Source organism: Metabacillus sp. KH_069, from assembly GCF_057838075.1.
The window spans coordinates 1,532,987-1,558,520 of the sequence record NZ_CM174460.1; the positions used below are offsets into that span (position 1 = coordinate 1,532,987).

Sequence of the window (25,534 nt, forward strand, 5' to 3'; positions counted from 1 at the left end):
TTTCAAAGCCGTTGAACAGAGGAAAATGAAGCAGGATCGCGCGAAAAGGAATGAATTCCATTCTTTTTTCTTTTCTTTACAAAACTTAACAATCCTTTACCTGAACTTTAGATGCCCTTCATTCTGGCGTGCTACGTTAGAAGCATCAAAAGGAGGGAAGCAGATTTGAAGCATACTGTGAAAATGGCATCCATGTTCTTTTTAGTCGTGTTTATCCTTTTTCTTGCATCCGTGTATGGTGGGAGTCAGGGACGCGCCGGTACAGGTGAAAATCAGCTTTCAGAGATTCATTTGCTTGGCATGAATGATTTGCATGGGCAGCTGAATACGCATTCTGTGCTTTCTGGAAAAAAAGTTGGCGGTGCAGAATATCTATCTGCTCATGTAAACAGACTTAGACAGGAACACGAACACACGATGCTTGTTCATGCAGGCGATATGACAGGCGGAAGTCCTCCCATTTCTTCTCTTTTTCAAGATGAACCGACCGCAGAATTCTTAAATCAGCTCCGTGTAGATGTCGGCACTCCCGGAAACCACGAATTTGATCAGGGAGCAGACGAACTCACGCGTCTTGTAAGCGGCGGATTCCATCCTAAAACAGGTTTCTTTAAAGGCACTCATTCGGATTATATTTCAGCAAATGTCATCAATAAAAAAACAGGAAAACCGATGTTTCCCGCTTATTCCATAAAAGAAATAGATGGTGTCAGAATTGGATTTATCGGTGTCGTCACGACAGAAACGAATCAATTTCTGCTTCCGGAAAATCAAGAGCAAATTGAAATCATTGATGAAACAGAAGCTATCAATCAAACAGTCGATCAATTAAATAAAAAAGGGGTAAAATCCATCGTCGTTCTAGCGCATGTAGGTGCGAATTCAGATGAAAACGGAGAGAACGCAGGCGAAGCTTTAACCGAGATGGCTCCCAGCATAAGTGATGAAGTCGATGTGATCTTCGGAGCGCACAGTCATCAGCATGCCAATACGGTTGTAGATAACAAGCTGATCGTTCAAAGCTACTCGTATGGAAAAGCTCTATCAGACGTAACATTAACGATTGACCGCAAAAAGAAAGAAATCGTTCAAAAAGAGGCTGAAATTGTCTTAACTGACCATAATACCGTCAAGCCTGACCAATCTGTCCTTCAGCTGATTAAGAAATATGAGGATAGGATTGGAGAAGAATACAGCACTCCTGTTGGAAGTCTTCCTCAAAATCTTTCCAGAAAGAAGAATGATCACGGTGAGTCTCCTTTAGCAGGCTTCATAGCAGTCGCGATGAATGAGGAAATGAACACAGAGATCTCCATGGTCCACCATGGCGGTATACGCGAGAGTTTAAAAGCAGGAGACATAACGAAGCAGCAGGTTATAGCCGCTCTTCCTTTTCACCATTACGCAGTAAAAATTTCAATGACCGGAAAAGAATTAAAAAACATCCTTGAACAGCAGTGGGCTTTAAAAGCTGAAAATTTGCTTCAGACAGAAGGAATCACCTATTCCATTAATCGAAATGCTCCTTTAGGTGGAAGAATCAGTGATATAAAGACCATAAAGGGAGAACAAATTGAGGATCAACGCACTTATACAGTCGCAACAAGCAACTACCTTGCTTCGGGCGGTGACGGATTTAAGGGGTTTAAACAAACGGAACTGATTAAAATGGGACCTGAATTATCAGATGTACTAGCGGGTAAGCTTGATAAAATTAATTAACATTAAGCCGAAGCAAAAATACGCTTCGACTTATTTCCAAAAGATGACTAGTCAGTCCTGTCCATATCCTGCATCTTTATCCGGATGCGTAAAAGGAAAGCCCTCGGGCTTTTTTTTGCTTTCAATCAGCTCCCGGTTCTCACCAGTATTCCAGCCGATGTCGTTTGTTGGATGAACCCATTGATCGCCAGCCATAATCGCAGGGTCAATTTCATCACTCCATTGGTTTAAGGGAGATTGTCTGGAGTCATAAAAACTGTCTCCAATGACCACACCGTGCTCGTTGATGAAGGGCTTTTGCATGCTGATTCCTGTACCTTTCCATGACGGGGCACTGGCTTGATGGGGAAGGGTATCGTCTAAAGAATACTCATCTTTTTTACTCATCCTGTTCACCTCCATTTTTAGTATGTTCTTTTAAAAGCCCGGATATGAAAGAATGCCTCTGGCTATGCTACTAAAAAAGGAGTGATCATCATGAATCAGGAATTTCCAGTCGCCATGCTTCAGGACGAATATTTAGAAAAAGTGAAGAAAATGGAAAATGAGCTTCGCGCTGAAACAGGCGATGAGATCGTTCTCATCGCATATCAGCACAAACAAGAACATAATTGACTCGTTTTCCCTCTCATAAGATGAAACGTATGACTCACACTAAATGTAGTGAGGAATTCTCACACATCTGATGAGGGGGATTTTCATGAAAAGAAAAGCTGCAAGAGATCAAGCGCTAAAAAACAATTTCACACCGAAAGAAAGCCTGCCTGATACGGAATTCTCAAGCGAGGCTGTATACAGTCAGGAAAATCCGGCTAAAGGCGCAAACCGCAACAGCAAAAATGGAAGCAAAGGGCGCTCCGGAGGTTCATTTTCATGACCAAAAAAACAAACAAAAGCGCGCAAAGCGAACAGCATAAAAAGCCGATGGAGCCAAGTCTTCTTGAAGAAGAGTTTGGAACCGAAATGGGCGATTACAACTCAGCCAAATTTATAGATGCATTTGCAGAGAAAAAAGCAAAGGCATGTAAAAAAAGCGGCAAGCAAGAGAGTTAAGGGAAAAAGAAAAGCGGAACCGCTGATGCTTGAGCATCTGGTTCCGCTTTTCGTGTTAACTAACTTTATCTTCAAGTTTTCGTTCTGTCACTGCGTAAGGAGTCGTCTTCAGCGTGATTGGATCGTAATGCACAAGGACAATGCTCTCTCCCATGATCAGTTCGCCCGTTCTTAAATAGTCATCAAGCTGGAACGGCACTTTATCAAGCACAGTATGCTTGTATAAATCTTTTTCAGCGAATGCTTTCTTTTCAAATTCTTCGCCAAGCAGCCCAGGATTTGAGAGAATGGTTTGATAGAGCTTGCTTCTTTCTGTTTTTGACAGCATATCATCCCACCAAGGCTTGCGCGGTTTATGTTTTTGAGAAGACAGATAATCAAACTTCATAAAGCCTTCAGCAATGGCTGCCTGCTCTTTATAATGAGTGGACAGGAAGGTATATAGACGTTTAAATAAGTCTTCCAGCTGATGTCCGATTCGGACCCAGCCCTGTTCATCCCAATACGTTCCGAATGCCTGGAAGAAGTCAAACGGAGTTTCAAAGACGTCTCTGATGAGATATTCAATCGTTGCATCCATGCGATGGTCGTTCCAATACTTCTCGAGAACATCCTCAACTTGTTTGATCTTCACAATGTCCTCAAACGGAAGCACATTGTTTTTTAAAATCTCATATGGAGAGTGGTCCATATAGACATAATCATGATCAGCGGCTCGCAGGCGCAAGCCAGTGCCGCGAAGCATTTTCAGGAATCCTAGCTGCATTTCTTCAGGGCGCATTTCAAACACATCATTAAAGGTTTTACGGAATGACGTATAATCTTCCTCTGGAAGTCCTGCAATTAAATCCAGATGCTGATCAATTTTTCCGCCTTCTTTTACCATTGTGACAGTGCGTGTCAATTTGCTGAAGTTCTGGCGTCTCATCACAAGATCATTCGTAGCATCATTTGTGGACTGAACGCCGATTTCAAAGCGGAACAATCCTTTTGGAGCGTTGTCGTTTAAAAATTGAATGACCTCTGGACGCATGATGTCTGCGGTAATTTCAAACTGGAACACGGTTCCAGGAAGATGCTCGTCAATTAAAAACTGGAACATCTCCATTGCATAGCTTCTGCTGATATTAAACGTACGGTCCACAAATTTAATCGTTTTTGCTCCGTTTTTCATCAAGTAGCGAATGTCGTCTTTTACTTTTTCGCGATCAAAATAACGTACGCCTACTTCAATTGATGAAAGACAGAACTGACAGCTGAACGGGCAGCCTCTGCTCGTTTCAATATACGTGACGCGCTTTGAGAGGTGGGGAATATCTTCTTCGAAACGGAAGGGAGAGGCGAGTTCAGCCAGATTGATTTTATTTCGCTGCGGATTAATCATAATGCTGCCATTCTCTCTATAGGCAATTCCGCTTACGTTTTTAAAGTTTTGTTCTGCCTGAAGCTCTTGAAGAAACTGTTTAAACGTTTCTTCTCCTTCACCGATGACGATGTGGTCGACCTCGGGAATCTGCTCCATCCATTCTCTTGTATCGTACGTTACTTCTGGACCGCCAAGCATAATGATCAGCGAAGGATTTATCTTTTTCATCATTTTAATAATCTTAATTGTTTCTTCTATGTTCCATATATAACAGCTGAAACCGACAACATCAGGCTGCATGCGGAAAAGATCTGTTACGACATTCATAGCAGGATCTTTAATCGTATACTCAGCAAGCGTCACATCGAATTCAGGCTGTGCATGTGCTTTTAAACAGCGGAGGGCAAGACTTGTATGGATATATTTTGCATTTAATGTACTCAGTACAACTTTCATTTAAAACACCACTTCTACCTTAATTTTTGAATCAATCTATTCTATCACATTTTAGCCATAAAAGAAGGAGAGTATAATACATGGAAAAAACCATCACCGGTGATGGTGATGGTTTATTTCTATCTGTATTGAACCTTTTCTTCTCTGTTCTTAAAGTATTTCTTTAAATTCGTAGCCTTAAGCTCAATGATCGGCTGTGTCACAGTTTTGACAAAGTTTGTTGATAACATAAACGTTAACAGAATGGACAGGAGAATAATCAGCGTGACGCTCTGATAATCCTTAAGCCATTCAAGAGCCTCACTGTTTCTGAACGATTTGACAATGAAACCGTGCAGCAGATAAACGTAGAATGTTCTTGTACCCCAATGAGTGAAGAAAAAGTTTCTCTTCGGTATCAGGGACAGAAAACTGAATGTCAGAATAAATGTCAGACTGTAAAATCCTAATCGGATAAATGCATCTGCCGCATCTGCATTGCTTACTGCAGAATAGGGCTTCGACCCGAACAGCCATTCATAATCAAAATCAAGATTGAAATAGGCAATAAACGTTACAAGCAATAATGCAATGGATGCTAAACGAACCTTCGCCGTTGTTAATTTCTTAAAATGTGATTTATCAAGATAGAATCCAGTTAAAAAGAGCGGGAAGAACACAAATGTTCTGGATACACTCAAGTAATTGCTGGCTGAATCAACATAGCCGATCGCTACTCCAAGTCCGATTGCAATCAGCATCGCCAGTCGCTTATCGAGTTTAGTGTAAGCAAATAAGAACAGATTCCAAAAGAATAAACTCATAAGGAACCACAGCGACCAGTGAGGATCAAATGGATCAACAGCAAGCGTGTTTCCGGATTCCACTAAGAAGTAATACACAGAGTAAATTCCCTGAAAGATCAAATAAGGGATAATCAGTTTTTTAAAGATTTTCTGCACATAGCCCTTTTTGTTGTATCCTTTAGCAAAGAACCCTGATATTAAAATAAAGGCCGGCATATGAAAGGTATACAAAAACTTATAAACATTCAGCATAAATTCATTATCATCAATAAATGAGCGAATTACATGACCAAACACAACAAGTATGATCAGAATAAACTTCGCATTATCGAAATAGCTCTCACGATTTTTCATACAATCACCCATTTTCACAGAAGTCATAAGAGGCTCCCGAGTTTAGTTTCCCCACAAGCAATCTTTGTTACCCTTTTACCCATCTTACAAAGAGTTTAAAACAGCCAGGTTGGAATATAAGCCATTTTAAAAGGATTGTAAAGAACATGTAAGGTATATGTAAAATGTTAAAATATTTGCATTTTTTGTCTGAATTGAATTGTTTGTGTAGGTACTATGGAGTAAAATTGTCACTTAAAAGAAAATGATGAAGGACAATTCAGTTTCATGTTGAATTTAAAAAGGATGAAAATTTGCCCGGCGGCAAGGAGCGAAAAATAGCATGAGCCAAGTTATCAATAAATGTGAAATCACATCGCTGCAGGAACAGATTAAGTTGCTGGAAATGGAAAACAAACGCCTTCTGGAAAACAGCCGTCAACATGAAATCGTCTTTGAAAGTGCAATGGAAGCCATCATTATTATTGATGAGACATTTCATTTTATAGATTGCAATAAATCAGCATGCCACCTTTTTCAACTGACAAAAAAAGAAATGCAGAAGCGGAAAATGTGCGATTTTTTATCTCTGGTTCCTCATCAGCAGCTTCATAAGCAGGTGGAAGAACTGAGGGATCATGATCAGACCTCAGATGAGCTGATTATTAAGCTTGACAATGGACAAGTGAAATTCGTCGAGATTTCCATTCAGAAAAATGCACTTGGAACGAAGCATTTAGCGTTAATGCGCGATATTTCCTCTAATAAAATGCTTGAGCGGGAACGGACAATCAATGAACAGCTCTTTAAAGATCTTTTTCACCGGGCTGTGGACGGGATTGTCATTTTTGACGGCAGCGGCCAGTTTATCGATGCAAACGGTTCGTTCTGTCAAAATTTTGAAATTGATAAAAGCAAACTGAGTTCATTTAAACTGGATGATTTTATTGAAGGCGAAAATCAGTTTAAGCTTGATAAGCTGTGGTCGATCCTGAACGAGGGAGGCCGTGCCAAAGGCGAAATGCCTGTTCTCCTTCAGTCAGGAAGAAAAAAAGTGTTTGAATTCACCTCAACATCAAATGTGCTGAGCGGATTTAATATGGCGATTATGAGGGATATTACCGACAAACGGAATATGGAAATGAAGCTCTTTAAGAGCGAGGAACGATTCAGGGAGATCTTTGAGAATGCAATCGATGCCATCATTATCTGGAACAATGACGGCAGAATCATCAGTGCCAATCAGTCTGCCTGCAGGACCTTTGAATTGTCGATAGAGAATTTAATCAGCAGCAGTATTTACGACTTTATGGACTTAAGCGATCTGAAGTTCAGAGCCGCTAAAAAAGAATATGTGCGAAAAGGCGCCATCCGGGAGGAATTATTGTTTTACATGCCAAACGGACAATGCAAACAGCTTGAATTCACATCGAAAATGGACGTGACAGATGGCCATCATTTGACGATTCTCAGGAATGTCAGCGATCGTAAACGCATGGAAAAAGAGCTTCGCGAAAGTGAACAGAAATTTAGGAAGATTTTTAACGGAGCGATGGACGGCATTGTGCTGATTGATGACAGCTACACGATTATCGACGCGAATCCGACCGCAAGCCATATCCTAGAAATTCCGCTTGGCGAGATTCATAAATACAACCTGCACGAGTTGATTTCCTACGATAAAATAGAAGGGAATTCAATGTATTTTATCGATGAAACAACAGAGGAAATCCCGTTTAAGCTTCAAAATAATAAAGAAAAAATCCTGGAGTTTTCATTAAAACGGAACATAATTGAAAACATGAACCTTGCGATCTTCCGCGACATTACAGAAAAGAAAGAATTGGAAGAACGGCTTCGCAAATCAGATACATTGAGTGTCGTCGGTGAACTCGCAGCTGGAATTGCTCATGAAATCCGCAATCCGATGACGGCATTAAAGGGATTTATTCAGCTTCTTGAAGCGAATGTCAAAGAAGATTTTTCGATGTACTTTAATGTCATAACATCTGAGCTGAGCAGGATTGAATCCATCATTACCGAGTTTTTGATCCTTGCAAAGCCCCAGGCGATCTCCTATCAGGAAAAAGATGTCGTCACCATTATGAAGGAAACGATTGATCTGCTGAACGCCCAGGCAATTCTTGTAAATGTACAGATCCAATTAAATCATAATGGGTCTGTCCCGCTTGTTTATTGTGAGCCAAATCAGCTGAAACAAGTATTTATCAACATTTTGAAAAATGCGATTGAAGTGATGCCAAGCGGAGGCACGATTCAGGTAGATATTCTGGTCAAAAATGAAAATGAACTTCAAGTCTCAATTATTGATGAAGGATCCGGAATTCCTGAAGATAAAATCAAGCGTCTTGGAGAACCATTCTATACTACAAAAGACAGAGGAACTGGCCTTGGTTTAATGGTCAGCTATAAGATCATTGAAGAGCACTGCGGCAAAGTGGAGGTTGAAAGCAAAGTCGGAAATGGTACAGCGTTTCACATCACACTGCCGATCAGACAAACCATGTGAGAGGAATCCATATGCAAGCATACACAGCAGTTCACACACCAATTGGCATAGTGATCGTAACAGCTGATGATCACTTTATTACAAGGGTGTTCCTTACAGAGGAACAATTTGAAGAACATTTGCTCAAACACCCAATGCAGCAATCAGATGAGCATCATTTATTAAAGGAAGCAAAAAAACAATTATCCGAATATTTCGAAGGAGGTAGAACCTCTTTTCAGCTGCCTTTCAAGCAGGAAGGGACGGTTTTTCAAGAACAAGTATGGTCCGCTCTTTCAGAGATTCCTTATGGCGAGTCAAGGACTTATCTTGATGTCGCTGTCAAAATCGGCAAACCAAAAGCGGTCCGTGCTGTTGGACAGGCCAACAAGAAAAATTCGCTGCCCATCTTTATCCCTTGTCACCGCGTGATTGGCGCTAAAGGAATGCTGACAGGATATGCAGGCACAAAGACGGAATTAAAGGCCGTTCTTCTTGACCTTGAAAAAATTTCCTATAACTAATAATTTGCTTGTCACACACTTACCCGCGCGACATATTATTTAGTATAGTTAAAAAAGTTGCCCCGGTGCAAAAAAGGTGTGTGATGAGAGTGTGGAAACGTCCAAATAAACTCGCATTCTATGCTGATTTATTTTCAAAAATGAATGTGATTACAGAAGATCAGAAAAAAACGATATTGAGCAAAAAATAGAGGAGTTCAGCACCAGTCTGAGCTCTTTTGGTGTGAGGGGGAGATAAAATGAAAGATCCAAAAGACGAAAAGGGGATACACACCGATTTTATCAATCGGATGACATACGGAGAGTACCTTCACTTAGAACCGCTGCTCAGCAGCCAGAAGCGGTTGTCTGGCCATCATGATGAAATGCTGTTTATCATCATTCATCAAGTAAGCGAGCTGTGGATGAAACTGATTCTTCATGAACTGAGCGCAAGCATTGAAGCCATTGAAAAAGGGGAATTATCGATGGCTTTTAAAATGCTTGCGCGCGTATCAAAAATTCAATCTCAAATCATTGAAGCCTGGGACGTTCTTTCAACCTTAACACCATCAGAATATGTCCAGTTCCGCGACAAACTCGGACAAGCATCAGGCTTCCAGTCTCATCAATACCGGATGATTGAATTTGCATTGGGATACAAAACTACACATGTATTGGAAATCTATAAGAAAGATCCAGTTTTGCACCGTGCGCTGACTGAAGCGCTCCATAAGCCAAGTATCTATGACGTATCGATTCAAGCATTGGCAGCAGCGGGCCTTCCTATTCCTGATGAAACACTGAACAGGGACGTAACCGTTACCTATAAAGGTGATCCGGCAGTTGAGGCTGCGTGGCTTGAAGTGTACCGCAGCCCAGAGACGTACTGGGACTTATACGAACTTGCTGAAAAATTGATTGATATCGAAGACTGGCTGCAGCAATGGCGCTTCAGACACATGAAAACAGTTGAACGCATCATCGGCTTCAAAAAAGGAACAGGCGGCTCATCAGGTGTCACGTATTTAAAGAAGGTGCTCGACCATCGTTTTTTTCCGGAGCTTTGGGATGTACGGACGAAGCTGTAAGGATTGCATGCCCATTCCATTTGGAATTGGGCATTTTTTGTTGTAAATTGTTCAACTCATGAGTTTTGCCTGAAAAAATATAAAAAATTCCAATTATTCAATTGACAATGATTTAGAAATTCGATTATCATCTAATTAGATAATTATCTAATCAAGGAGGAACCCATGCAGCTGAACAAACTCGTCACGTTTCATAAAGTTATGGGAGATGCGACCCGGATCCGCATTCTGGCCCTTTTATCCAAAGGTCCCAAAAACGGTCAGGCGCTTGCGGGGATTCTCGGACTGACACCGCCGACCATTACACACCATTTAACAAAGCTTAGAGAAATCGGCCTGATTTCAGAAAAACGGATTAAAAACACCATCTATTTTCAGGTGAATGAAAAACTGCTGCAGCAGCTGTCACTTGGCATGATGGAAATTGTAACAGGCAAAGGGGAGCTTGAAGTGAATCAGGAAAAAACAGCAGAGCATACAAAGATACTTGGGAATTACTTAACGAAGGACGGAAAGCTGAAAACCATTCCGCCGCAGCGGAAAAGAAGGCTGATTGTTCTCTATCATTTAGCAAAGGGACTTGAAGCAGGCAAGAAATACCCGGAAAAAGAGATCAATGAATACATTAAAAGATTTCATGAGGATTTTGCGACGATTCGAAGAGAATTTATCGTCAATCACATCATGTACCGGGAAAACTCCATTTACGAATTGAATCCTAAAGAATTGTGGGCGAAAATTGAATAGGAGCGGATGGGATGATCAAACTGGAGCCAAGAGAACAAGAACACCTTCGTGCTGAAATGGAAATTATGAATTCCAATCCGGATTTTAATCTTATTTCTTGCGGGAAACCTCGTCTGACGGAAGAAGATTTACAGAAAGAACGCGAAGAAGGAAAAGCAGTTGATGCAAAACGGTTTATGATTAAACATGGGAATCAAATAATAGGCATCATTGAATATTGCCCGCTGAATCCAAATGACGGGAAACCGTGGATTGGCTTATTTATCATTCACCGCAATGTTCAGGGCAAGGGACTTGCGAAGCTTGCCTATGAAACAGCAGAAGAGGAGCTCCTTGCCGTGGAAGGCTTCAGCGAAGTCAGGCTCGGAGTGCTGACAAATAATAAACGAGGGAATTTATTTTGGCAGCGGATGGGATATACAGCCTTTAAAGAAGGAATGTATGAGAATAGACCAATCTGCCATTATAAGAAAAGGCTATTTTCGTAAACTCTGTTGCTTTAAAAATATATATTAAAGACCCTAAGTGGATTGCAGCGGAAGAAACTTGACTCGTGCGGGAAAGTAGAGGGAAATGGGAGACCCCGGAAGCGAAGCTGAGGAGGCTCCCACCCTCCCCGCGGAAAGCAAGTTCCTGGAGCGGAAAGAAACAACATTTATCATGAAAACAACAATCTTTGCGAAAACAGCTTAAGAAAATAATAAAGTAGAGCGATGATCGCTCTACTTTTTCTGTAAATGTGACAATGCCAGCGCACCAACCAAAATGGCTCCTTTAATGATGTCCTGAGCATAATAAGGAACATTCAGCATGGTTAAACCGTTGAGCAAAATACCGATCAGGATGGCGCCAAAGAACGTGCCGATGACATTTGGCTTGCCCGCTCCAAAGACGGAAATGCCAATAAATGCTGCTGCCACTCCGTCCATCAATAGAGGAGCACCGGCTGAAACCTGTCCTGTTCCGATCCGTGATGCAAGGATAATTCCTGCGATCGCTGCAAAAACCCCGCTCAGCACATAGGCATATGTCCGGTAACGATTAACAGGTATACCGGACAGTCTTGCAGCTTCACGGTTTCCGCCGGTCATATAAAACAGCCGGCCGGGCTTTGTGTACTGCAAAAACAAGTGAACAAGAATGACAGTAATGATCATCAGCAGAGCTGAAAAGGGAATCGAAAACAGGCTGCCCTGTCCTATGAAAAGAAACGAGGGAATAAACTTCCCGGTCGCGGTTCCGCCGCCTTCAAGCGGCATGCTGTTGTAAATAGAATAGCCTTTTGTGTACGTCAAATGAATCCCGTTTACAATATACATGACGGCAAGTGTTGCGAGCAGATCAGGAAGCTTTACTTTTACAACTAAAAAAGAATTGATTAATCCGACTGCGATTCCGATTACGATTGGGACAAGCAGCGCGACAAGCAATTCCTGTCTGAATAAAACGAGAGCAGCCGCACTTCCTATCGTGGCAAGACTGACAGTCGATCCTACAGATAAATCAAATCCATCAACAATCAGTGAAAAAGTAATGCCGATTGCAACAAATGTGACAATTGAAATCGACCGCAGGATGTCACTGAAATTTGAATACGTTAAAAATTCGTCCACTGCGATGCTGAAGTAGATGGTCACAGCTAAAATGACGAGCATTGTGCCGTGTTTATACAGAAAGGGCAGAATGCTCCTTTGTTTTTTTGTCTTGATGACGACGGCTTCCTCCATCATCTTCACCTCCTGATGCATAATAAATGAGCTTTTCTATCGATGCTTCCTCATGTGTGAGGACTTTGGCAACTTTGCCTTTATTCAATACTATGATGCGGTCGGCAACCTCCAGCAGTTCCTCCCATTCACCTGAAAAATAGACGATTCCTTTCCCTTCAGCCGCAAGCTGCTGAATCAGCTGGAAGACTTCTTTTTTGGCGCCGACATCAATCCCTTTTGTCGGTTCATCAAAAAGAAAGAGTGAGGAATCGGTATTAAGCCATTTTCCAATCACAACCTTTTGCTGATTACCTCCGCTCAGCAGACTTGTGGAGATGGAAGGGGAGGCAGCTGAAATATTTAACCTGCTGATCAGCCGGCTTGCTAAAGCTTGTTCCTTTTGCTTTGAAATCCAAAGGCTCTTTGTGATGGAGCCGAGCGACTGAATCGATAAATTCACCGATACAGGTTCATGAACAAACAATCCCTGTTTTCTTCTTTCTTCAGGAATCAGGCAAATGCCTGACTGAATAGCGGCTGCAGGGGAGGTGAGTTTAACCCGTTTTCCTCTAAGCTCAATTGAAGCTTTTGTGGAGCTGAGTCCATATAATGCTTCGGCGAGCTCTGTTTTTCCAGCGCCTGCAAGCCCAGCTACTCCGACAATTTCACCTTCATGGACATGGATGCTCAGTTTGCTTTCGAACTTTTCAATGACGACTTCTTCTGCATGAAAGAAAGGTTTATCAAATGTCTTTCCCGTTTTTCTTTTCTCAATTTGAAAAGCGGAACCAATCATATGTCTGACGATCTCTGTGATTTCGATGTCTGCAGTATTCCCGCTGTGAACAACTTTGCCATCCCGTAAAATGGTCACTCTGTCGCAGATTTCTTTTACTTCTGAAAGCTTATGAGAGATGTAGATAATCGCTGCACCTTCTGCGCGCAGCTGTCTGATGATGGTAAAAAGAATGCTGGTTTCTGTATCACTTAGAGGAGCTGTCGGCTCATCTAAAATGATGTAGTTTGCAGATGCAGAAAGGGTTTTGGCAAGTAAGATCAGCTGTTTTTCCGGAAGCGTGCAATCCTGAACCAGCTTGCTTACATTGATCCTGAGGCCGACCCGCTGCAGGACGGTTTCTGCGTTCGCTTTCAGCTTTTTGTATGAAATCGCAGCAGACTTCTGATCAGGGATGTTTGCCACGTTTTCATAGACTGTGAGAGTTGGGAAGAGAGCAGTGTCCACTTCCTGGACAACAAACCCGATTCCAGCTTTTTTAGCGTCAGTTGGATGCTGAAAGACAGCTTCTTTCCCGTCTATGGAAATGGTCCCCTGATCTGGTTTGTAATCGCCGGACAGGATCTTCATCAGCGTGCTTTTGCCTGCTCCATTCATGCCAAGCAGCGCATGAACTTCTCCTTTTTTGACAGTGAAAGAAACGCCTTTTAAAACGGCTGCTTCGCCAAAGGATTTGTGGATGTCATCCATGATGAGGGAGCTCATGTTTATTCCCCCTTCGTTTCAAGAGTTTTCATCCATGGTGATGTGGCGACAGTGGATGTGCCCCATCCTGGAACATATTCTGAGAGAGAGTCCATTTTAATAGATTGCTCAGGAAGCGTCGATCTTTCAACAAGATGCGGTTCCAGAGAATAAATGTTAGGCGTTTCTTCGCCTGCAATCTTTTGATAAGCGAAACGGACCTGTACGCGGCCGACTTCGGCAGGGTCCGTTGCGGCAGTTGCAGTCCAAGGGCTGTTTTCCTGCTGCATCAGTTCAAGGTCTTCATCACTTAAGTCAATTCCGTACACTTTAATTTCATCACGCCCGGCCTGCTTGATGGCGCGAGTGGCCCCTTTTGCAAACTCATCCCATGCGGCAAAGACCGCGTCAATATCGCCTTTGTTCGGGTACTTTTTCAAGATGGCTTCCATCTGTGTTTGGGTATCTAAAGCTGTATTGGCGCTTGCTGTTCCGAATTTCGCCACTTCTTTGATGTTTGGATAGCGCTGTTTGAACGCTTCATAGATGGTGTTGCGTCTTTCCATTGGCGTAAAACCTGCGACCCAGACCGTTACGATTTCACCTTCGCCGTTTAAGTCTTCAGCTAATGTTTTAAGTGATTTCCATGCAAGGCTGTAGTCGTCCTGGTCAATGACGGTAACGCCATCTGCATTGATGTCACTGTCAAAGGCTACAACAGGGATGCCTTTAGCAACAGCTTTTTCAACAGGGCCTTGAAGGGCGTCTGCACGGCCGTGGTCAATTAAGATGGCATCCACGTTTTGCGTGATAGCTGTTTCAACATATGTAGCCATTTTTGATAAGTCGTTATCTGCGTTGTAAATTTGCACAGATCCGCCAAACTTTTCGACTTGCTCTTGAACACCTGAGATGTATTGTGAAGAAAACGTTCCAATTGACATCTGCATGATCGCTGCAATTTTGAGCGGTTTTTGTACCGCTTCAGGTACTTCGGTGCTGCCTGAAGCAACATCAGCAGCCGTTTCTTCTTTCTTTTCTTCAGAAGCTTTCGGCTCAGTGCCTGATACAGCATCCTGTTCACTTGTGCACCCCGCCAATATAAACACAAACAATGTCAGTAAAATAAATAGCCGGAACCCTTTCAATTTAAGCTTCCCCCTTGAATACTCTTTGAATTTCTGATTGATAATCACCGGATAAAACGCCTTTTTCTGTAATGATTCCCGTGATCAGATGATGGGGAGTTACGTCAAAAGCAGGATTGAACACTTTTACATGATCAGGGGCAATCTGCTGCCCGCCAAAATGGGTAATTTCCTTGGAATCGCGTTCCTCAATTGGGATGTCTGCACCGCTTTTCGTTTCAGGATCAAAAGTAGAAAGCGGGGCTGCAACATAAAACGGGATTTGAAAGGCGCCGGCTAAAAGAGCCAGATTATACGTACCGATTTTATTGGCGGTATCCCCATTTGCCGCAATGCGGTCTGCCCCGACGATGATGGCGGAAATGCCTTTTGAGAAAATCGTATGTGCTGCCATGTTGTCGGTAATCAGCGTCACATCGACATCTGCCTGCATAAGCTCCCAAGTTGTGAGGCGTGCACCTTGCAGAACAGGGCGTGTTTCACATGCGTAAACGGATAGATGGATGTTTTTTTCTTTAGCAAGATAGAATGGTGCAAGAGCCGTTCCGTAACGGGCAGTAGCAATGGAACCTGCATTGCAGATCGTCATGACAGAATCACCGTCTTTAAAAAGAGGGAGGGCGTTCTCGCCGATTCTGCGGCACGTCGCTTCGTCTTCTACTTGGATTTGTATGGCCTCATGAAGCAGGCTGGTTTTCGCTTCGTTAACAGAAACGGCACCTTGCACGCTTTTTACCAGCCTGCCGAGGGCCCAGAATAAATTAACGGCTGTCGGTCTTGAGCTTGCAAGATAATCATGATCGCGGGTAAGCTGGCTGTGAAATTCATCTAAATTCTCGGTTTCATACTGTTTGGCAGCTAGAGCAAGGCCAAAGGCGGCGGTTATTCCGATGGCAGGAGCACCGCGCACTTTTAATGCTTGAATCGCTTCCCAAACGTCTCTGACCGATTCAAGTTTTATATATTCTGTCACAGCAGGGAGCTTTTGCTGATCCAGCAGACGGATATACGTTTCTTTCCATTCGACAGAACGGGGAATGATGGTATTTGTATAAGACATGATGATTTCTCCTTATCTGACAGGTACTTGTTTAAAATAATCTGAAAGTTCTGCAGTAGTTTTAATAGCTTGGCGATTCTTAACAAGCTTGCTTCCTAAATCAAGTGCACGCTGTTTTGCTTCAATTTTTCGCTCGTAAGGTTCAATCGAATCAAGATCCGCTACGTGGGCAAGGCCGATTGTCCGTCTGATGATTTCAATGCCTGCAAAACCGATTGCATCTTCAAACGCTTTTTCAAGAATAAAAGAAAGGTAGCCGTCCACTTTTGCGTAAGCTTCCAGACTGTCATTCTTCCATGCTTCAGAAAATTCTTTTTCAAAAACAGTCCAGGCTGTTTCGATATGATCCAGAAGAACCTGCTGTTTCTCTTCGTCCCTTGAAATGGCATTCATTAAAAGGTTTGCGAAGAAGTGGCCAAGATCGAATCCAATCGGACCATAGTAGGCGAATTCAGGGTCAATCACCTTCGTTTCTGTTTCACTTGCAAAAATACTGCCTGTGTGAAGATCGCCGTGAACAAGCGTTTCAGCTTCTGTCAGAAATTTATGTTTTAATTTAGCCACTTCCAGTTTTAGCTGACCATCGTTCCAAATGGTTTCAGCATCCTGTCGCAGCTCTTCTTCAAAGATGTTTGACTCATAGTCGAAAAACGGGTCTGTAAAGACGAAATCTTCAGTTATTTTGCAAAGCTCGGGGTTCGAAAATTGTTTGACAAACTGTTTTTTTACCTGCGGATTCAGTGCGAAATCAGAATTGTAGAATAATGTTTTTCCTAAAAACTCGCCGATGTGTCTTCCTAAAAGCGGGAAGTCCTTGCCTGCAATCAAACCGGCTCTTGCAATCTGCAGATGAGAGAGATCTTCCATTGCCGTGATGGCCAGAGTTTCATCCGTGTAATAAATCTTCGGCACATAGGCACTTGCCACTTCTGCCTGTTTCAGCAGGGCGCTGCTTTCAATTCTGGCGCGGTCAAGAGTAAGCGGCCAGCTTTCGCCAATTACTTTCGCATAAGGAAGCGCCTGTTTGATGATGATGCCTTTTTGATTTTGATTCACTATGTGAAAAACAAGGTTCAAGTTGCCGTCGCCAATTTCCCTGCACGTCAGGACACTTTTTTCTTCAAACAATCCAAGTCGGATGGCTAGAGCTACAGCGGCACTCTCAGTTAACGGTTCATAAGCAGATGATCGATAGTTTGACATGGTTTATAACCCTCCAGATTTAATAGTTAGAGGCTTTTCAGGCAATAAGAAAAGCCTCTTCCACAGTGAAAGAGGCTTGAAGTCATAGGCTTCGCACCTCTTATCTGCCAGAAAGAAATTCTTTCTGTTGGAATTAGCACCGTGCCTTGTGGGAGAAATCTCCCCGCGCATAAAAAACTGCGCCCCATTTTACAATGGTTTTACGGTCGGTTGCTGGGCGTCATCGGGCCAAATCCCTCAGCCTACTCTTGATAAGAGATAGTATGAAATTAACGTTTCGTGATATGAAAATGTATTCGCATAATTTGGAATTTATCACTTGCTCTGAATGTTAACAGGTAAAATGAAAAACTGTCAATACTTTTTTTAAGAGTAAAAATGAGGAAGTCTGTCTTTGAAAATAGGAATTTGTTTCCTGATTTCTTTTACTTTCTCCATCTGGAGCACTGCTGTAATGGAGGTTTGCTCTGTCCCGGCCTCAGCTAAAATTTCTCCCCACGGATCAATGATCATCGAATGGCCGGCGAACTCATTTTTCGGATCACTGCCTGAGCGGTTGCAGGCTACAACAAAACACTGATTTTCAATCGCACGGCTGATCAGCATTGATTTCCAGTGATGAAGTCTTTGGAGCGGCCATTCCGCCACTACATAAAGAATTTCCGCTCCTTGTGTTGTGTGAACACGGATCCATTCAGGGAACCGGATGTCATAGCAAATGACGCCCGCACTCTGCAAACCGTCAAGTTGAAACAGGCCTTTTTCAGTTCCGCCGTTTAAATACAGGTGCTCATCCATCAGTTTAAAAAGATGAAGCTTGCTGTATTCATGGATAAGCTCACCATGTCTATTAAAAATGTACATCGTGTTGGTCACGCCTGATTCCGTTTTTTTCGCAACAGAACCAGCCACAATATGGACTTCATATGTTTTAGCCAGACTGCTTACAAAAGCGATTGTGTTAGTTCCGTCTGGATCTGCAATCTCTTCAAGCCGGGTAAGATCATAGCCGGTCGTCCACAGTTCAGGGAGAACGATCACGTCCGGTTTTTCAGCTGCTGCAATTTTTTCTATTTCTTTTTTTACCGTTTCAATATTTGCTTTTGGGTTACCGAATACAAGGTCTATTTGCAGGCAAGCCACTTTTGGATTCATCAGTCGTCATCTCCGCCTTAAAAATTTTTCTTTACAAGCTGACTTTAACAATATATGATTTTTCACTAGAATTTCAAGAATTTTTTGAGAAGGTGTAAAACATGAAAAACTTCAATCAATCACAGTTATTAAATAAGCTTCCAAAGCAGTTTTTTGCAAGTCTCGTAGCAAGAGTGAATGCAAGTATCGAAGCGGGGCATGACGTGATTAATCTTGGACAGGGGAATCCTGATCAGCCGACACCGCCCCATATTGTAAAGGCACTTCAAGAGGCGGCAGAAAATCCGGACTACCACAAATATTCCCCGTTCCGCGGACAGAAATTTCTTAAAGAGGCAATTGCGGAATTTTACAAGCGGGAATACGGTGTGACACTGAATGCTGAAAAAGAAGTCGCGATTTTGTTCGGCGGGAAAGCAGGACTTGTTGAAATTCCGCAATGTTTACTCAATCCTGATGATTTAGTTCTCGTACCGGATCCAGGCTATCCTGACTATTGGTCCGGGGTAGAGCTTGCCCGCGCGAGGATGGAATTTATGCCGCTTGTAAAAGAAAATCAGTTTTTGCCGGATTACGGTGAGATTACTGAAGAAGCGAAGAAAGAAGCAAAGCTTATGTTTTTGAATTACCCCAACAATCCTACAGGTGCAGTTGCCACAAAAGAATTCTTTGAAGAAACCGTTGCGTTTGCAAAAGAAAATGAAATTTGCGTTGTCCATGATTTTGCTTATGGCGCCATAGGATTTGACGGAAAAAAACCAGTCAGCTTTTTGGAAATAGAAGAGGCAAAAGAGACTGGGATTGAAATCTATACTCTCTCAAAGACTTATAATATGGCAGGCTGGCGGATTGGCTTTGCGATTGGAAATGAAAGTGTGATTGAGGCGATTAACCTCTTGCAGGATCACATGTTTGTCAGTGTTTTCAGTGCTGTTCAAGAGGCGGCAGCAGTTGCCCTGCTTGAGTCGCAGGCCTGTGTGGATGAACTGGTGGAGCGGTACGAGAGCAGACGCCATGCATTCATCACTGCTCTGAACGAAATCGGCTGGAAGGTTGAAGCGCCTCCTGGGTCGTTTTTTGCCTGGCTTCCTGTCCCGGAAGGCTTTACTTCAGAATCCTTTGCCGAATATCTTCTCGAGCACGCCCATGTCTGCGTTGCACCTGGTGTCGGTTTCGGGAAATTCGGAGAAGGCTATGTAAGGGCAGGGCTTTTGACCTCAGAAGAAAGACTGAGAGAAGCCGCCCAGCGGATAAAATCTCTGAATTTATTTTGAAATGATGTTGACAGTCTTTTGAAAAACTGTCATAATCCAAATTAAATTCAGGTTATTCAATTATTCAGATATTCAGAAGATAAAATAAATAAGCCATTCTTATCAAGAGCAGGTGGAGGGACTAGCCCGATGAAGCCCGGCAACCGACTTAAACCAAGGTTTAAGCACGGTGCTAAATCTTGCAGCATTCGCTGATAGATAAGGATCTTAGCCATGTCAGATAAGGTCTCTTTTCGATTAGCGGAAAGAGGCCTTTTTTATATGTTTAAGGAATTATAAGATTTGCGCATAGATGACAAGCGGAGTCGCCCAGCTCCTCGGCCAGAACGGATCCGTCTGTAAAGGCAAAAAGCGCCTTTACAGACGGATCCTTATCTGCCATGCCTGAGCTAAACGGGCACTTGCGCTTTTCTAATATTGTTATGGAAGGCGGTACAAACATGAGCGGTATTACAGCAACCTATCTTATCCATGATGAGAAAAATTTAGAAAAAAAAGCAGAGGGGATTGCCCTTGGCTTAACCATTGGTTCATGGACGGATCTTCCGAAACTGACGCAGAAACAATTGCAGCAGCACAAAGGGAAGGTAGTATCCATTGAAGAGTTTGACGCAGATGATAAGGTCTCCGCTTTTTTAGACAAACGCGTTAAAAAAGGCATCGTCAACATTTTTTATCCAGGGGTGAATTTCAGCCATGATTTGCCGGCGATTCTTGCGACCGTGTTCGGAAAGCTTTCCCTGGACGGCGAAGTGAAGCTGCTGGATCTGGATTTTTCAGATGATCTTCTTGCGGAGTTTCAAGGTCCTAAATTCGGAATCAGCGGCATCCGTGAAAAACTGGGCGTGTATGACAGACCTTTATTAATGAGTATCTTTAAAGGCGTCATCGGAAGGGATCTCTCATTTTTAAAGAATCAGCTTAAAGATCAGGTGCTTGGCGGGGTCGATATGGTAAAAGATGATGAGATTCTGTTTGAAAATCCGCTGACACCATTTGAACAGCGCATCTCTGCCGGAAAAGAAGTGCTGAACGAGGTTTATGAGCAGACAGGTCATAAGGCGATGTACGCGGTTCATTTATCAGGCAAAACTTATGATTTGAAAGAAAAAGCCAAGCGTGCGGCAGAGCTTGGAGCAGATGCGCTGCTGTTTAATGTGTTTGCTTACGGTCTTGATGTGCTGCAAAGCCTGGCTGAGGACAAAGACATCGGCATTCCATTGATGGCTCATCCAGCTGTCAGCGGTGCATTGGCATCATCATCCCTATATGGAATCTCGCATTCTCTTTTACTTGGAAAATTGCTGAGATACAGCGGGGCAGATTTTTCTTTGTTCCCTTCACCGTACGGCAGTGTTGCGCTTGAACGGGAAGCAGCCCTCTCTATCGGGGCAGCCTGTAAGGAAAATGTGCGTCTGAAGGAAACATTCCCTGTCCCATCAGCTGGCATTCATCCGGGACTCGTCCCTGTTTTGATCCAGGACTTCGGGTTAGACAGTGTCATCAATGCCGGCGGAGGCGTTCATGGCCATCCAAATGGCGCTGCTGCAGGAGGAAAAGCTTTCCGTGCAGCAATCGATGCTTCTTTACAAGGCATCTCCCTGACTGAAAAAGCACAGGAAAATGCCGATTTGAGAATCGCACTCGATCTTTGGGGGCAGGTGGAGGTGAGCAAATGAGCAAGCCGATCATCATCTGTGATTTTGACGGAACCATCACAAATAATGACAACATTATTGCCATCATGAAAAAGTTTGCTCCGCCTGAGTGGGACGGTTTGAAGGATGATGTGCTGAGTCAGCGGATTTCTGTCCGCGAAGGAGTGGGTAAGATGTTTCAGCTGATTCCATCCGAGCTGAAATACGATATGATTCAATACTTGCTGTTTACCGCGCAGCTTCGGGATGGTTTCCGTGCATTTGTTCAATTTACGGAGGAGGAAGAAATTCCTCTCTATATTGTAAGCGGAGGCATTGATTTCTTTGTCCATCCCTTGTTAAATGGCCTTGTAGACCGCAGCCGTGTTTACTGCAATGAAGGTGATTTCAGCGGTGAGACAATTGAAATCTTATGGCCAAACACATGCGACGCGCAGTGCAGCAATGACTGCGGCTGCTGCAAGCCGAGTCTGATCAGGAAGCTTGCAGATCCAGGTCAGGAAGTCATTGTCATCGGTGATTCTGTTACAGACTTAGAGGCTTCAAAGCTTGCAGACTTTGTTTTTGCAAGAGATTTTCTTCTTGAAAAATGCAAGTCCCTGGACCTTCCGCATCAGGAATTCGCTACGTTTTTTGATGTCATAGATGGACTTAAGGAAAAGCAGGAGGCGGTATCATGAGTATATTAAATCAGCGATGGAGCGAGCTGGCTGCTGTAAAACGCGAGCTTGCAGAGCGGGACTGGTTTCCCGGAACAAGCGGCAACCTGGCGATTAAAGTGAACACAGAGCCTCTCTCGTTTTTAGTTACTTCAAGCGGCAAGGATAAGCGAATCGAGACAGACGAGGATTTCCTGCTGGTCGATGGAGACGGGGCAGCTCTTGAAGAAACAAAGCTTAGGCCCTCTGCAGAAACCCTTCTTCATGTGGAAATTTATACTCGTACAAACGCAGGCTGCAGCCTCCACGTCCATACGGTTGACAACAATGTCATCTCAGAGCTCTACGGCGATGAGGGCGGTGTTGCGTTTAAAGGGCAGGAAATCATCAAAGCCTTTGGACTTTGGGAAGAAGATGCAGAGTGGCTTATTCCCATTATTGAAAACGCGGCTCATATTCCGGCGCTCGCTGCTGACTTTGGCCAGTATGTTAAGGGAGATTCTGGTGCTGTATTGATCCGCAATCATGGCATCACGGTGTGGGGCAAAGATGCTTTCGAAGCGAAGAAAATCCTGGAAGCATGCGAATTTTTATTTTCCTATCATTTAAAAGTACTCTCTTTAAAACAAGCTAAATCGCTCTCTCATTAAGAGCTTAACAATAGGAGGAATCAGAATGGCAACGATACGATTACAGGAAACAAATGAAAGAATCTCTGATCAAAAGGAAGTAGCAGCCTTTCTTGTGTCTCAGGAAGTTATTTATGAGCACTGGGATATCGAGAAGCTTCCAGAAGCTTTAAGAGAAAATTACAGTTTGTCAGATGAGCAAAAAGAGGAAATTCTGCAAGTATTCAAGGATGAAATTGCGGATATTTCAGAGCGCCGCGGCTACAAGGCTCAGGATGTCATCTCTCTGTCTGACAGCACCCCAAACCTTGATCAGCTTTTGCAAAACTTTCAGCAGGAGCATCATCACACTGATGACGAAGTGCGCTTCATCGTCAGCGGCCACGGCATTTTCATCATTCAGGGCAAAGACGGCTCGTTCTTCGATGTAGAATTGAACCCGGGCGACCTGATCTCCGTACCGCCGAACATCCGTCATTATTTCACTCTTCAGGAGGACCGTAAAGTTGTCGCCGTGCGCATCTTTGTTACATCTGAAGGCTGGGTGCCGATTTACGAAAAAGAAGAACAGCAGGCTTAAGTTGAAATCCTCTTCACCGGATGGTGGAGGGGGTTTTTTTATTCAGCTGCTGCATGACTGAAAAATCAGCAAGAACGTTAAAATACCGAAATAATTTTAATTTTCTTTACTCTCTGATGATTATATGGTAAATTTTCAACAATAAATATGCCTTAAAGGGAGGATTGCAAAGATGAAGATTCGCTACAATTTCGTGAAAAAAGAGGATGTCAGGTACTGTAAGGCAGAAAGCACTGTAAAGGAAGCTTATGAATTGCTGAAGGAGTCAGGGTATCGCAGCATACCGGTGCTTAAAGAGAATGGCACAGCTTTTGCCGGATTAATCTATAAGGTGGATCTTCTTGATCATTATGTAGAAAAGCAGGGCAAGGACGAGGATTCGATCGAGTCTCTGATTCAGGATCATGATGCGTTTATTTATGAAGAGGATTCTTTCTTTAAGACATTCCTTTCAATCAGACGCCTTCCATTTTTAGCGGTGCTGAATGAGAAAGAAGAATTTTCTGGCATTATTACGCATGGCAACGTCATGGATGTTCTCGAGGATTCATTTGGCATGAAGACAGGCGGATATATTCTGACAGTCGGCACGAAAGAGCATAAAGGAGCCATCAAGGAGCTAGTTTCAACCATTAAAGATGTAAACATAGAAGGCTTGCTTACGCTCGACAACGGGGATACATATTTAAGAAGAATCATCATCAATCTTTCTCATGACGTTTCAGAAAAAAAGCTGAACAAAATCATCAAGAAGCTGGAAGATAAAGATTTCCGGGTAACTTCTGTAGATGATGTGAATTTAGGTGAAAAAGTGCTGACGAAGCAGTAAGATTATTTTTAAATAATAAATTGTGAAAAGCAGACCGAAAATATTGGTCTGTTTTTATTTTTGGCTCATTTCATAAATATTGTTGTTATTAGACTAAACTAAAGGTTAAAAACCGTAAGTGGATTGTGGCGGATAATTTTGACTCCTTAGGAAAAAGAGCATAATGGAAGACCCCACAGGCAACGCCTAGGAGGCTCCCATGCTCCCCGCGGAAAGAAACGAACAACATTTATCATGAAAAAAACAATCTATGCGAAAACAGCCTTATATTTTTATAAAAACAAGAAAAAGTATGTTTTTCGTGGTTTTATATCTTTTTAAATCGGGTAAAACGGAGTATCTTATCTATTTTTAACAAAATTGTCATAATGTTAGGCGTGAATATTGTCGATTATTGCTAATCTATTTACAAGTTTAGAAGTATCTGTAATACTTTATAAATATATTTATTCCCAATATAGATACTTAAGAGATGAGGCGGAGGGAAGAAAATGACAATTGAAATGAGCAAGTCTCAATTATTGGCGAGTATTGACTCTAAACGCAAGGAAATGATCGATACAGCAAGAACAGGCGGGTACACGTGTGAAAGCGCCGTTCAGTGCAGTCAGGAATTGGACATGCTCCTAAATAAATATCAGCAAATTCTTTTTGAAGAAGAAAACAGAACAAATCCATCTTTCCTTCAATTTATTGAGTCTATGAAGAAATGGACAGCAAGGGACGGCTTAACGATATAAAAACCTAATACTCATGAGGAGTATTAGGTTTTTTTTTGCCTTTAGACATTTATTTATAAAGTCTCAATCATCACAATCATAAAGAGAATACCCAAAATAAATGAATAGGTCGCATTCCTCTCGTTGCCGTCTCCGTGGCTTTCAGGAATGAGCTCTTTATATATGATGAACAGCATGGCTCCCGCTGCAAAAGACAGACCATAAGGCACGAGGTTTTCTACAAATGAAGTCAAATAGTAACCAAGCAGGGAAGTGACAATTTCGACAGCCCCTGTCATTGTCGCTATGAGCAGGGCTTTGAATTTGCCGATATTCTGGTTTATTAGAAACAGAGCAACCAAAAACCCTTCTGGAGCATTTTGAAGCCCGATGGCGAAAGCTATTAAATTTCCGGTTTCGCTTTGATCAGATGCGTAGCTTACCCCGACTGATAACCCTTCAGGCAGATTATGCAAGGTGATGGCAGCGATGATAAGCAGGGCTTTCTGGTCAAATTCAATCCCGTATTTTGAATGTTCAAGGTCGATGTGGGGGATTTTCTTTTCAAGTGTTGTCAGGACAAGCACGCCCAGAAAAAGACCCGCACAAACCTGAAAAACGCCTCCCTGGTTCAGTGCTTCAGGAAGCAGGCTCATCATAGATGCAGCCATCATGATCCCGGCTGTAAAAGCGAGCAGGATATCTCTCCATCTGTGCGTAATGGTTTTTTGAAGAAACAGAATGGGGATGGCGCCAAATCCTGTTGCCAGAGCTGACAACGTACTTCCGATTAAAACCTCAGTCATGGTTGAACTCCTTTTCCTGCATGTATGTATTAGCCATATTATAGCCGAAAAAAAACAAAA

General features: G+C 42.8%; 26 protein-coding genes and 2 riboswitches. Of the genes, 16 read left to right on the top strand and 10 right to left on the bottom strand.

Annotated elements, in window-relative coordinates; translation table 11 throughout:
• Positions 1 to 165 precede the first annotated feature (165 nt).
• On the top strand, positions 166 to 1,722 hold the full coding sequence (locus AC3ISE_RS07555) for a bifunctional metallophosphatase/5'-nucleotidase (RefSeq protein WP_489223709.1): 1,557 nt from the start codon (positions 166 to 168) through the stop codon (positions 1,720 to 1,722).
• A gap of 51 nt (positions 1,723 to 1,773) precedes the next feature.
• On the opposite strand, the gene AC3ISE_RS07560 is transcribed toward AC3ISE_RS07555, so the two are convergent.
• On the bottom strand, positions 1,774 to 2,109 hold the full coding sequence (locus tag AC3ISE_RS07560) for a DUF3905 domain-containing protein (RefSeq protein WP_489223710.1): 336 nt from the start codon (positions 2,107 to 2,109) through the stop codon (positions 1,774 to 1,776).
• A gap of 90 nt (positions 2,110 to 2,199) precedes the next feature.
• On the opposite strand from AC3ISE_RS07560, the gene AC3ISE_RS07565 reads away from it, so the two are divergent.
• From AC3ISE_RS07565 to AC3ISE_RS07575, 3 genes are all read left to right on the top strand, one after another.
• Positions 2,200 to 2,337, top strand: a complete 138-nt coding sequence (locus AC3ISE_RS07565; RefSeq protein WP_489223711.1) for a hypothetical protein — start codon at positions 2,200 to 2,202, stop codon at positions 2,335 to 2,337.
• 85 nt (positions 2,338 to 2,422) lie between these two features.
• Complete coding sequence (locus tag AC3ISE_RS07570) at positions 2,423 to 2,599, top strand: hypothetical protein (RefSeq protein WP_165970940.1); 177 nt, start codon at positions 2,423 to 2,425, stop codon at positions 2,597 to 2,599.
• Entirely contained in the window at positions 2,596 to 2,775 is a 180-nt protein-coding gene (locus tag AC3ISE_RS07575; protein ID WP_489223712.1) for a hypothetical protein, read from the top strand. The genes AC3ISE_RS07570 and AC3ISE_RS07575 overlap by 4 nt, the downstream gene beginning before the upstream one ends.
• Positions 2,776 to 2,830: 55 nt before the next feature.
• Here AC3ISE_RS07575 and AC3ISE_RS07580 read toward each other — a convergent pair whose 3' ends face one another.
• Positions 2,831 to 4,597, bottom strand: a complete 1,767-nt coding sequence (locus tag AC3ISE_RS07580; RefSeq protein ID WP_489223713.1) for a B12-binding domain-containing radical SAM protein — start codon at positions 4,595 to 4,597, stop codon at positions 2,831 to 2,833.
• 119 nt (positions 4,598 to 4,716) lie between these two features.
• The gene (locus AC3ISE_RS07585; protein ID WP_489223714.1) at positions 4,717 to 5,763 is read right to left on the bottom strand and encodes an acyltransferase family protein; all 1,047 of its coding nucleotides are present in this window, start codon (positions 5,761 to 5,763) and stop codon (positions 4,717 to 4,719) included.
• Between the two features lie 295 nt (positions 5,764 to 6,058).
• On the opposite strand from AC3ISE_RS07585, the gene AC3ISE_RS07590 reads away from it, so the two are divergent.
• From AC3ISE_RS07590 to AC3ISE_RS07610, 5 genes are all read left to right on the top strand, one after another.
• The gene (locus AC3ISE_RS07590; protein ID WP_489223715.1) at positions 6,059 to 8,245 is read left to right on the top strand and encodes a PAS domain S-box protein; all 2,187 of its coding nucleotides are present in this window, start codon (positions 6,059 to 6,061) and stop codon (positions 8,243 to 8,245) included.
• 11 nt (positions 8,246 to 8,256) lie between these two features.
• Positions 8,257 to 8,748: a methylated-DNA--[protein]-cysteine S-methyltransferase gene (locus AC3ISE_RS07595; RefSeq protein WP_489223716.1), complete on the top strand. Its 492-nt coding sequence runs from the start codon at positions 8,257 to 8,259 to the stop codon at positions 8,746 to 8,748.
• A gap of 239 nt (positions 8,749 to 8,987) precedes the next feature.
• A complete protein-coding gene (gene kynA / locus AC3ISE_RS07600; protein ID WP_489223717.1) occupies positions 8,988 to 9,818 on the top strand; it encodes a tryptophan 2,3-dioxygenase in 831 nt (276 codons plus the stop codon).
• A gap of 165 nt (positions 9,819 to 9,983) precedes the next feature.
• Entirely contained in the window at positions 9,984 to 10,565 is a 582-nt protein-coding gene (locus AC3ISE_RS07605) for a DUF2087 domain-containing protein (RefSeq protein ID WP_489223718.1), read from the top strand.
• 11 nt (positions 10,566 to 10,576) lie between these two features.
• On the top strand, positions 10,577 to 11,053 hold the full coding sequence (locus tag AC3ISE_RS07610) for a GNAT family N-acetyltransferase (protein WP_489223719.1): 477 nt from the start codon (positions 10,577 to 10,579) through the stop codon (positions 11,051 to 11,053).
• A 234-nt stretch (positions 11,054 to 11,287) separates the two neighbouring features.
• On the opposite strand, the gene AC3ISE_RS07615 is transcribed toward AC3ISE_RS07610, so the two are convergent.
• From AC3ISE_RS07615 to AC3ISE_RS07640, 6 genes are all read right to left on the bottom strand, one after another.
• Entirely contained in the window at positions 11,288 to 12,295 is a 1,008-nt protein-coding gene (locus AC3ISE_RS07615) for an ABC transporter permease (RefSeq protein WP_133311511.1), read from the bottom strand.
• A complete protein-coding gene (locus AC3ISE_RS07620; RefSeq protein ID WP_489223720.1) occupies positions 12,231 to 13,775 on the bottom strand; it encodes a sugar ABC transporter ATP-binding protein in 1,545 nt (514 codons plus the stop codon). Before AC3ISE_RS07620 ends, AC3ISE_RS07615 begins: the two co-directional genes overlap by 65 nt.
• A gap of 2 nt (positions 13,776 to 13,777) precedes the next feature.
• Positions 13,778 to 14,902 carry a sugar ABC transporter substrate-binding protein gene (locus AC3ISE_RS07625; protein ID WP_489223721.1) on the bottom strand — a complete coding sequence of 375 codons (1,125 nt, stop codon included), beginning with the start codon at positions 14,900 to 14,902 and terminating at the stop codon, positions 13,778 to 13,780.
• A 1-nt stretch (position 14,903) separates the two neighbouring features.
• Positions 14,904 to 15,962 (bottom strand): S-methyl-5-thioribose-1-phosphate isomerase, encoded by a 1,059-nt coding sequence (mtnA, locus tag AC3ISE_RS07630; RefSeq protein WP_489223722.1) that lies wholly within the window; start codon positions 15,960 to 15,962, stop codon positions 14,904 to 14,906.
• 12 nt (positions 15,963 to 15,974) lie between these two features.
• On the bottom strand, positions 15,975 to 17,165 hold the full coding sequence (mtnK, locus tag AC3ISE_RS07635; protein ID WP_489223723.1) for an S-methyl-5-thioribose kinase: 1,191 nt from the start codon (positions 17,163 to 17,165) through the stop codon (positions 15,975 to 15,977).
• A gap of 97 nt (positions 17,166 to 17,262) precedes the next feature.
• Positions 17,263 to 17,423, bottom strand: a riboswitch (SAM riboswitch).
• A 108-nt stretch (positions 17,424 to 17,531) separates the two neighbouring features.
• A complete protein-coding gene (locus AC3ISE_RS07640) occupies positions 17,532 to 18,320 on the bottom strand; it encodes a carbon-nitrogen family hydrolase (RefSeq protein ID WP_489223724.1) in 789 nt (262 codons plus the stop codon).
• 101 nt (positions 18,321 to 18,421) lie between these two features.
• On the opposite strand from AC3ISE_RS07640, the gene AC3ISE_RS07645 reads away from it, so the two are divergent.
• The 7 genes from AC3ISE_RS07645 (at position 18,422) to AC3ISE_RS07675 (ending at position 24,689) form a co-directional block, all read left to right on the top strand.
• A complete protein-coding gene (locus AC3ISE_RS07645; RefSeq protein WP_489223725.1) occupies positions 18,422 to 19,594 on the top strand; it encodes a pyridoxal phosphate-dependent aminotransferase in 1,173 nt (390 codons plus the stop codon).
• A gap of 96 nt (positions 19,595 to 19,690) precedes the next feature.
• Positions 19,691 to 19,799, top strand: a riboswitch (SAM riboswitch).
• Between the two features lie 235 nt (positions 19,800 to 20,034).
• The gene (gene mtnW / locus AC3ISE_RS07650) at positions 20,035 to 21,273 is read left to right on the top strand and encodes a 2,3-diketo-5-methylthiopentyl-1-phosphate enolase (RefSeq protein WP_489223726.1); all 1,239 of its coding nucleotides are present in this window, start codon (positions 20,035 to 20,037) and stop codon (positions 21,271 to 21,273) included.
• On the top strand, positions 21,270 to 21,932 hold the full coding sequence (locus AC3ISE_RS07655) for a 2-hydroxy-3-keto-5-methylthiopentenyl-1-phosphate phosphatase (protein ID WP_489223727.1): 663 nt from the start codon (positions 21,270 to 21,272) through the stop codon (positions 21,930 to 21,932). The genes mtnW and AC3ISE_RS07655 overlap by 4 nt, the downstream gene beginning before the upstream one ends.
• On the top strand, positions 21,929 to 22,561 hold the full coding sequence (locus tag AC3ISE_RS07660; protein ID WP_489223728.1) for a methylthioribulose 1-phosphate dehydratase: 633 nt from the start codon (positions 21,929 to 21,931) through the stop codon (positions 22,559 to 22,561). Before AC3ISE_RS07655 ends, AC3ISE_RS07660 begins: the two co-directional genes overlap by 4 nt.
• A gap of 25 nt (positions 22,562 to 22,586) precedes the next feature.
• Positions 22,587 to 23,120, top strand: coding sequence for a 1,2-dihydroxy-3-keto-5-methylthiopentene dioxygenase (locus tag AC3ISE_RS07665; RefSeq protein WP_133311501.1), 534 nt, complete (start codon positions 22,587 to 22,589; stop codon positions 23,118 to 23,120).
• Positions 23,121 to 23,292: 172 nt separating this feature from the next.
• Complete coding sequence (gene cbpA, locus AC3ISE_RS07670) at positions 23,293 to 23,949, top strand: cyclic di-AMP binding protein CbpA (protein WP_489223729.1); 657 nt, start codon at positions 23,293 to 23,295, stop codon at positions 23,947 to 23,949.
• A gap of 491 nt (positions 23,950 to 24,440) precedes the next feature.
• Positions 24,441 to 24,689, top strand: coding sequence for a Spo0E family sporulation regulatory protein-aspartic acid phosphatase (locus tag AC3ISE_RS07675; protein ID WP_489223730.1), 249 nt, complete (start codon positions 24,441 to 24,443; stop codon positions 24,687 to 24,689).
• A 53-nt stretch (positions 24,690 to 24,742) separates the two neighbouring features.
• Here AC3ISE_RS07675 and AC3ISE_RS07680 read toward each other — a convergent pair whose 3' ends face one another.
• Positions 24,743 to 25,474, bottom strand: a complete 732-nt coding sequence (locus AC3ISE_RS07680) for a ZIP family metal transporter (protein ID WP_489223731.1) — start codon at positions 25,472 to 25,474, stop codon at positions 24,743 to 24,745.
• Positions 25,475 to 25,534 lie beyond the last annotated feature (60 nt).